Origin of the sequence: Rudaea sp., assembly GCF_036383415.1 — a bacterium.
In the GTDB taxonomy this organism is placed as follows: Bacteria; Pseudomonadota; Gammaproteobacteria; order Xanthomonadales; family Rhodanobacteraceae; genus Rudaea.
On the sequence record NZ_DASVOK010000201.1, the window covers coordinates 1 to 7832 of the forward strand.

Below are 7832 nucleotides of genomic sequence, written 5' to 3' on the forward strand. Positions count from 1 at the left end.
CAACGAACCCCGGCATGACCTCGCGAACCCGGAGCGCGCAGCGCGAAGGGCGCGGCATCCGGGGTGCATTTCTTTTGGTTACTTTTCTTTGGGCAAGCAAAGAAAAGTGACCCGCTCGCGGGATGCGAGCGGAAAGGCGAATGGACGCGACCATATAAAGATCAAGAACAAAGCAAGGTCAAAATGGATTCCAGCTTTCACTGGAATGACGAGCCAAGCAGAGCAAGAACTGGATTCCCGCCTGCGCGGGAATGACGAGCAAAGGAAGAACGAGCGCAGCGCCCGATGAGATGAATCAAGGACTCCTCCTCACCCACGACATGCTGCTCGTGTTCGGCCTGCTCGCCTTCACCGTGCTCATGCTCGTGCTCGAATGGATACGCGGGGATCTGATCGCCCTGCTCGTCATCGTCGTGATCGGCATCACGCGCCTGGTGCCGGTCGAGCAATTGTTCGACGGCTTCGCCGGCAACGCGGTGATCTCGCTGCTCGGGGTGATGATCATGGGCGCGGGGCTCGATCGCACCGGCGTGCTCAACAAGGCCGCCTCGTTCATCCTACGCATGTCGCGCGGCGTCGAGTCGCGGCTCTCGTTCGCGATCAACGCGATGGTCGGCGGCCTGTCCTCGATCATGCAGAGCCAGGCCTTGGCCGCACTGTTCCTGCCCGTGGTCAGCCGCGTCAGTTCACGCACCGGCGTGCCGCTGTCGCGGCTGCTGATGCCGATGGCGTTCTGCATCCTTTGCGGCACGAACATGACGATGATCTCGAACTCGCCGCTGATTCTGCTCAACGACCTGATTGCGAGCGCGAACCGCAACCTGCCGCAGGGTGCGCAGACGATCCAGACCTTTTCGCTGTTCTCGATCGCGCCGGTCGGCATTCCGCTGCTGTTTGCCGGCCTTGCCTACTTCGCCGTGTTCACGCGCCGCCTGCTGCCCTCGGAGGCGGAAAGCCAGGGCGTCACCCCGGGCCGCACCGACACCTATTTCGCCGAAACCTACGGCATCTCGGGCGAGGTGTTCGAACTGACCGTGACCGCCGAGAGCCCGCTCGTCGGCATGAGCGTGCTCGAGGCCGAGGCGCTGCGCGGCGCGCCGCTGATCCTCGCGATCAAGAACGGCGACGAAGTGCGCCTCGCGCCGCCGGCCGACACGATGATCTGGGTCGGCACGGTATTGGGTACACTCGGCAAGCGCGCCGAGATCGAACATTTCGCCAACCTCAACCTGCTGCTCGCGCAGACGCGGCTGCGCTGGTTCCGCGACATGTTCAACCCGACCCGCGCCGGCATCGCCGAAGCGGTGATCCCGCCGAACTCGGAATTCGTCAAGCAGAGCGTCGGCGCGCTGCATCTGCGCAAGCGCTACGGCATCAGCGTGCTCGCGGTGAACCGCGGCGAGGAGATCCACCGCGAGGACGTGCGCGCCATCGCCCTGCGCGCGGGCGACACGCTCGTGCTGCACGGCCTCTGGCGCGATCTCGCCGTCGCCGCCGAGGACCACGACTTCGTCGTCGTCACCGACTACCCGAAGGAGGAAGGCCGGCCGCACAAGATCTGGCACGCCATCGCCTTCTTCGCGCTCGCGATGGGCCTGGGCCTGTTCACCGATCTGAAGCTGTCGATCGCGATGTTGACTGGTGCGGTCGGCATGCTGCTCGCCGGCGTGCTCAAGATGGAAGAGGCCTACGGCGCGATCAACTGGAAGACGATCTTCACCCTCGCCTGCCTGATTCCGCTTGGCTGGGCGATGGATGCAACCGGCGCCGCGGCTTGGCTTGCGCAGGAAGTGCTGCGCTATCTCGGTGCCTGGCCGCAATGGGCGCTGCAGGGAGTGGTCGCGGTGCTCACGCTGTTCTTCGCCCAGATCGTCTCCAACGTCGGCGCGACGGTGATGATGGTACCGATGGCGATCAACGTCGCACTGGCCTCGAACGGCAATCCGGCGATCTACGCGCTGATCGTCGCGATCTCGACCTCGAACAGTTTCCTGATCGCGAGCGCCAATCCCGTGCTTACCCTCGTCGCCGGTCCCGGCAGCTACCGCGCGCGCGATTTCCTGCGCGTGGGCCTTCCGCTGACGTTGTTGATGCTCGTGGTGATGCTCGTTGCGGTCAATCTCGTGTTCCGCTGATCCGGGCGCGGATCAAGCTTCGCGCAACACCACCTCGCCGTCGCGCGATTCGACCGCCACTTCGGTCAGCCCGGTGCCGCGACACGGCCCGGACACGCATTCACCCGAGGCGAGACGGAACATCGCGCCATGTGCCGTGCAGATCACGTGACCGTCTTCGATGAGGAACTGGCCCGGCGCCCAGTCGAGGCGGCGACCGGCGTGCGGGCAGATGTTGCGGTACGCGCGCACGACATTGCTGTGGCGCGTCAGCATCAGTGAATCGCGAATCCCGTCACGTTCGTCGACGAATCCCGCTTCGAACGCACCGCTATCCGGGATATCGTCGACTCGACATAACGCTTTCGTAACGGTCATCGGTATTTAATTGCTCTCGTTGCGCGGCATAGGGGATGCCGTTTTGTCCATTTTGCCACGGAGCGTCGCCGACATGTCCTACTGGCGCTGGTTCAACCGCCCTCACCATCCTTTCGCACGCATTCTTATCGGCGTGTTCGGGTTGGCGTTGCTGGCCGGCGTGATCGCCCTGGGATTCCTCGCGCTCGTCGCCTTCGCCGTGATCGGCACCATCGTCGCAATCGTGCGCGCGCTTTCCCGCGCCGCCACGCTGCATCCCGCCCCGCCGCGCCAGCCGAACGTGATCGAAGGCGAGTTCGTCGTGCTGCCCAATCGCACGGCGTCGTTCAAGCACTGATCGTCCGCATCGCCGGTACCGCGTGGCGGCGCGCAAGCGGCGCTGTCGTGGATTGACTGCGACCGATATCATGCGGTGATGAACGACCACACCCCCGCCGTCGCCGCGCCGGCCCGGTCTCTCTCGCCTGACGTCCTGGTTCCGCTCGCCCTGTTCGGCGTGTACGTGATCTGGGGCTCGACCTATTACGGCCTGCGCGTCGCCCTGGGCGGCTTCCCGCCGTTTGCGCTCGCGGCGATCCGCTTCGTCATCGCCGGCTGCCTGCTCTATGCGTTACTGCGCTGGCGCGGCGGCGCGGCGCCGACACGGCGTCAGTGGCTCAACTGCCTCATCACCGGCACGCTGCTGTTAGGCATCGGCAACGGCGGCGTGTGCTATGCCGAGCAGACCGTCGCCTCCGGCATCGCCGCGGTCGCGGTCGCCAGCGCCGCGCTGTTCATGGCGATCTTCGCGGGCTGGTACGGGCAGTGGCCGAACCGCATGGAATGGCTCGGCCTCGTCATCGGTTTCGTCGGCATCGTCGTGCTCAATCTCGGCGGCGAACTGCGCGGATCTCCCGCCGGCGCGATCGCGCTCGTCCTCTCGCCCGTGGCATGGGCGTTCGGCTCGGTGTGGAGCAAGCACCAGGACATGCCCGAGCCGATGATGAGTGCCGCTGCGCAGATGCTCGCCGGCAGCGTGCCGCTCGCCACTGTTTCATTCTTCAGTGGCGAACACTTCAGCGCGATGCCCGATGCGACCTCGATGGCGGCGATGGCCTACCTCATCGTATTCGGCTCGCTGCTCGGCTTCAGTGCCTACATCTACCTGCTGCACCACACGCGCCCTGCGCTGGCCTCGAGCTATGCCTACGTCAACCCGCCGGTCGCCGTGCTCGTCGGCGTGCTGCTCGGCGGCGAAGCGGTGTCGCGGCTCGACATCATCGGCACGGTCGTCATCGTCGCCGGCGTTGCCGCGATCACGCTCGCGAAGACAAAAAAATAATCTTCGCGAGTCGGCGTTTACGACTTACGCGACGACAACCGGAATCTTGCCGATCTTCGCTTGCCATTCGCGCGGGCCGGTCTGGTGCACGCTCGTGCCTTGCGAATCGACGGCGACGGTGACCGGCATGTCCTTGACCTCGAATTCGTAGATCGCCTCCATGCCGAGGTCGGCGAAGCCGACGACTTTCGATGCGCGGATCGCCTTCGACACGAGATAGGCCGCGCCGCCAACGGCCATCAGGTAGACCGACCTGTGTTTCTTGATCGCCTCGATCGCGGCGGGGCCGCGCTCGGCCTTGCCGACCATGCCGAGCAGACCGGTCGAAGCGAGCACCTGCTCGGTGAACTTGTCCATGCGCGTCGCCGTGGTCGGGCCCGCGGGGCCGACGATTTCGTCACGCACCGGATCGACCGGGCCGACGTAGTAGATAAAGCGTCCCCGAAAATCCACAGGCAATTTCTCACCTTTGTTGAGCATGTCGACGATGCGCTTGTGCGCGGCATCGCGACCGGTCAGCAGCTTGCCGTTGAGCAACAGCACTTCGCCCGGCTTGAACGTGGCGACGAGCTCGGGGGTGATCGTATCGAGGTCGACGCGACGCGCGCCGGTCGGACTGTAGGTCAGCTTCGGCCAGTCCTCGAGCGAAGGCGGCTCGAGCGCGACCGGGCCCGAGCCGTCGAGCACGAAGTGCGCGTGGCGCGTCGCCGCGCAGTTCGGGATCATCGCGATCGGCAGGTTCGCGGCGTGCGTCGGATAGTCGCGCACCTTGATGTCGAGCACGGTGGTCAGGCCGCCCAAGCCCTGCGCGCCGATGCCGAGCGCGTTGACCTTCTCGTACAACTCCAGACGCAATTCCTCGGCACGATTCGACGGACCGCGCGCCTGCAGGTCGGTGATGTCGATCGGATCCATCAGCGACTCCTTCGCCAGCAGCATCGCCTTTTCCGCGGTACCGCCGATGCCGATGCCGAGCATGCCGGGCGGGCACCAGCCGGCGCCCATCGTCGGCACGGTCTTCAGCACCCAGTCGACGATCGAATCGGAGGGATTCAGCATCGCGAACTTCGACTTTGCCTCCGAACCGCCGCCCTTGGCGGCAACGATCACATCGACCTTGTCGCCCGGCACGATCTGCACGTTGATCACCGCCGGGGTATTGTCCCTGGTATTCGTGCGCTTGCCCGCCGGATCGGCCAGGATCGAAGCGCGCAATTTGTTGTCCGGGTCGTTGTAGGCGCGACGCACGCCTTCGTTGACCATGTCCTCGACGCTCATCGTCGCATCCCAGCGCACGTTCATGCCGACTTTCAGGAACACGGTGACGATGCCGGTGTCCTGGCAGATCGGTCGGTGGCCTTCGGCGCACAGGCGCGAATTGATCAGGATCTGCGCGATCGCATCCTTGGCCGCGGGCGACTCTTCGCGCTCGTAGGCTGCGGCAAGATTCTTGATGTAGTCGACCGGGTGGTAATAGCTGATGTATTGCAGCGCGTCGGCGATGCTCTGGATGAAGTCTGCTTGCTTGATGGCGGGCATGGAATCGCAGCGGGAAGGTAGGGGTCCACTATTTTCGCACCCCTTGCGCTGCAGTGCATCATGCCGCCGCGTTGCCCGCCTCCCGCAGCCCGCTGCGCTATGCTTGCGCGATGTTGAGCGCCGCTCTCGTCATCGTCTCGGGCCTGGTCTGGCTCGGCGTGCTGTTCGCCGTCGCAGTCTACGGCGAACGCCATCCGCGCGTGCTCGAAAAACGCTGGGCGCTGGTCTACGCGCTGTCGCTCGCCGTGCACTGCACTTCATGGACTTTCCTCGGCAACACGACCCAGGCCAGCCGCTCGGGCTGGTGGGTGCCGCCGAACTTCGTCGGCGCGATCGCGATGTACGTGCTCGGCATCGGCATACTTTTTCGCCTCGTGCGCCTCGCGCGCGAACACAATTCGAGTTCGCTCGCCGACCTGATCTCGACGCGCCTCGGCCGCAGCCCCGCGCTGAGCGCGCTGGTCACCGCGGTCATGCTGCTCGGCATGCTGCCCTACATCGCCCTGCAGCTCAAAGCCGTCGCGATGAGCTTCACCACGATCCTCGGCGATCCGCGCGGTCTGAGCGCGTGGCGCGACGGCGCGCTCTGGGTCGCGCTGTCGATGGCGCTGTTCGCGATCGTGTTCGGCACGCGCCGGTCGTCGGCGGTCGCGCACAACCGCGGCCTCGTACTCGCGATCGCGTTCGAGTCGCTGTTCAAGCTCGTCGCGATGCTCGCCCTGACCACCCTGCTGTTCATGACGCCAATACCGGGTGAAGCCGCGTCGCCGCGTGCACACGACCTCACTGGCTTTCCGAGTCTCATCCTGCTCGGTGCGCTGGCGATGTTCACCCTGCCGCACCAGTTCCACGCCGGCGTGGTGGAATGCCGCGACGTGCGCCATCTGAAAACCGCGCGCTGGCTGTTCCCGCTCTACATGCTGCTGATTTCCGTGCCCGCGCTGCCGCTTGCACGGCTCGGCGATGCGCAGCTCGCCGCGCAAGGCGTGCCGTCGGACCTCTACCTGCTCGCGCTGCCGCTCGCGCACGGCGAGAAGGCGCTCGCCCTCACCGCATTCCTCGGCAGCCTGTCGGCCTCGACCTGCATGGTCGTCGTCGCCACGCTCGCGCTGAGCCTGATGGTCGCCAACCATTTCATCGCGCCGCTGCGCCTGCGCGCCGGCTGGGGCCAGAACGAAGACGAGAACGACCTGCGCGGCGAAGTGCTGTGGCAACGCCGGGCCGCGATCATCGTCATCATCGCCCTCGCCTGGGCGTACAGCCGCGTGATCTTCGACGACGCCGCGCTGGCCGATATCGGCGCGCTGTCGTTTTCCGCACTCGGCGGACTCGCGCCGACGACCTGGGCGGCGCTGTACCGTCCGCAACTCGGTACGCGCGCGGTGTTCGCCGGACTCGCCGCGGGCACGCTGGTGTGGATGTATACGCTGCTGCCCGGCGTGATCGCGCCGCATGCGGCGTGGCTGTCCACCGGACCGTTCGGTTTCAGCGCGCTCGCGCCGATGCATCTGTTCGGCTTCGATGCCGTCGGCCCGCTCACGCGCGCGGTGGTGCTCGGCATAGCCACCAACCTCATCGTCATCGCCCTCGTCGAATTGTTCGGCAAACGTGAGGATGCGCCTGCGCTCGGCGCGCAGCTCTACAATCAGGAACTGCGCGCCCTCGCTTCGCGCTTCCTCTCCGAAGAACGCGCGCGCCTGCTGATCGGCAACGCCGCCGCGCACCGACCGGCCGACGCGGCCACGCTCGCCACGGTCGAACACGAGCTTTCCGCCGTGATCGGTGCGTCAAGCGCGCGTCTGCTGCTCGACATCGCGCGACGCGAGCGGCGCATGCAACTCGACACGGTCGCGGCGATCGTCGACGAAGCCTCGGCCGACCTGCGCTTCAACCAGCGCGTGCTGCTTGCCGCGCTCGAGAACATGTCGCAGGGCATCTGCGTGGTCGACGCAGAGCTCAACGTGGTCGCCTGGAACCGGCGCTACGCCGAACTGTTCCTCTATCCACCCGGACTGCTCAAGGTCGGCCGGCCGGTCGAGGAGCTCGCGCGCTACAGCATCGGCGAAGGCATGATCGGTGCCGACGCGCGCGATCCGGCCATGCTCGAAGCCGCGGTGCAGCGGCGCCTCGCGCACATGCGCGGGGGCACGCCACATCTGTCCGAACGGCGTTTCCCCGACGGCAGCGTGGTCGAGATCCGCGGCAACCCGATGCCCGGTGGCGGCTTCGTCGCCACGTTCACCGACGTCACCGAATTCCGCCGCGCCGCGCTCGCGCTCGAACGCGCGAACGAGACGCTCGAACTGCGCGTCGCCGAACGCACCGCCGAGCTCGAGCGCGCCACGCACGCCGCCGAAGCCGCGAACGAAACCAAGACGCGCTTCCTCGCCGCGGTCAGCCACGATCTCATGCAGCCGCTGCACGCCGCGCAGTTGTTCGCGCACAGCCTCGCCGCGCGTACCGACGACGACGGCCGCGTC

At 66.2% G+C, this 7832-nt stretch carries 7 protein-coding genes; 5 read left to right on the forward strand and 2 right to left on the reverse strand.

Features of this window, described 5'->3' with window-relative positions; translation table 11 throughout:
• On the forward strand, positions 1-289 hold a 289-nt coding region (locus tag VF497_RS07925), incomplete at its 5' end, for a hypothetical protein (RefSeq protein WP_330887424.1).
• 1 nt (position 290) lies between these two features.
• Positions 291-2135, forward strand: coding sequence for an SLC13 family permease (locus VF497_RS07930; protein WP_330887427.1), 1845 nt, complete (start codon positions 291-293; stop codon positions 2133-2135).
• A 12-nt stretch (positions 2136-2147) separates the two neighbouring features.
• Here VF497_RS07930 and VF497_RS07935 read toward each other — a convergent pair whose 3' ends face one another.
• Complete coding sequence (locus tag VF497_RS07935; protein ID WP_330887429.1) at positions 2148-2492, reverse strand: Rieske (2Fe-2S) protein; 345 nt, start codon at positions 2490-2492, stop codon at positions 2148-2150.
• A 10-nt stretch (positions 2493-2502) separates the two neighbouring features.
• On the opposite strand from VF497_RS07935, the gene VF497_RS07940 reads away from it, so the two are divergent.
• Positions 2503-2829, forward strand: a complete 327-nt coding sequence (locus VF497_RS07940; RefSeq protein WP_330887431.1) for a hypothetical protein — start codon at positions 2503-2505, stop codon at positions 2827-2829.
• 78 nt (positions 2830-2907) lie between these two features.
• Positions 2908-3813, forward strand: coding sequence for a drug/metabolite exporter YedA (gene yedA, locus VF497_RS07945; RefSeq protein WP_330887433.1), 906 nt, complete (start codon positions 2908-2910; stop codon positions 3811-3813).
• 24 nt (positions 3814-3837) lie between these two features.
• On the opposite strand, the gene VF497_RS07950 is transcribed toward yedA, so the two are convergent.
• Positions 3838-5352 carry a fumarate hydratase gene (locus VF497_RS07950; protein ID WP_330887435.1) on the reverse strand — a complete coding sequence of 505 codons (1515 nt, stop codon included), beginning with the start codon at positions 5350-5352 and terminating at the stop codon, positions 3838-3840.
• Positions 5353-5462: 110 nt separating this feature from the next.
• Here VF497_RS07950 and VF497_RS07955 point away from each other — a divergent pair.
• Positions 5463-7832, forward strand: a 2370-nt coding sequence (locus VF497_RS07955) for a PAS-domain containing protein (protein WP_330887437.1), incomplete at its 3' end; no start/stop codon positions are given.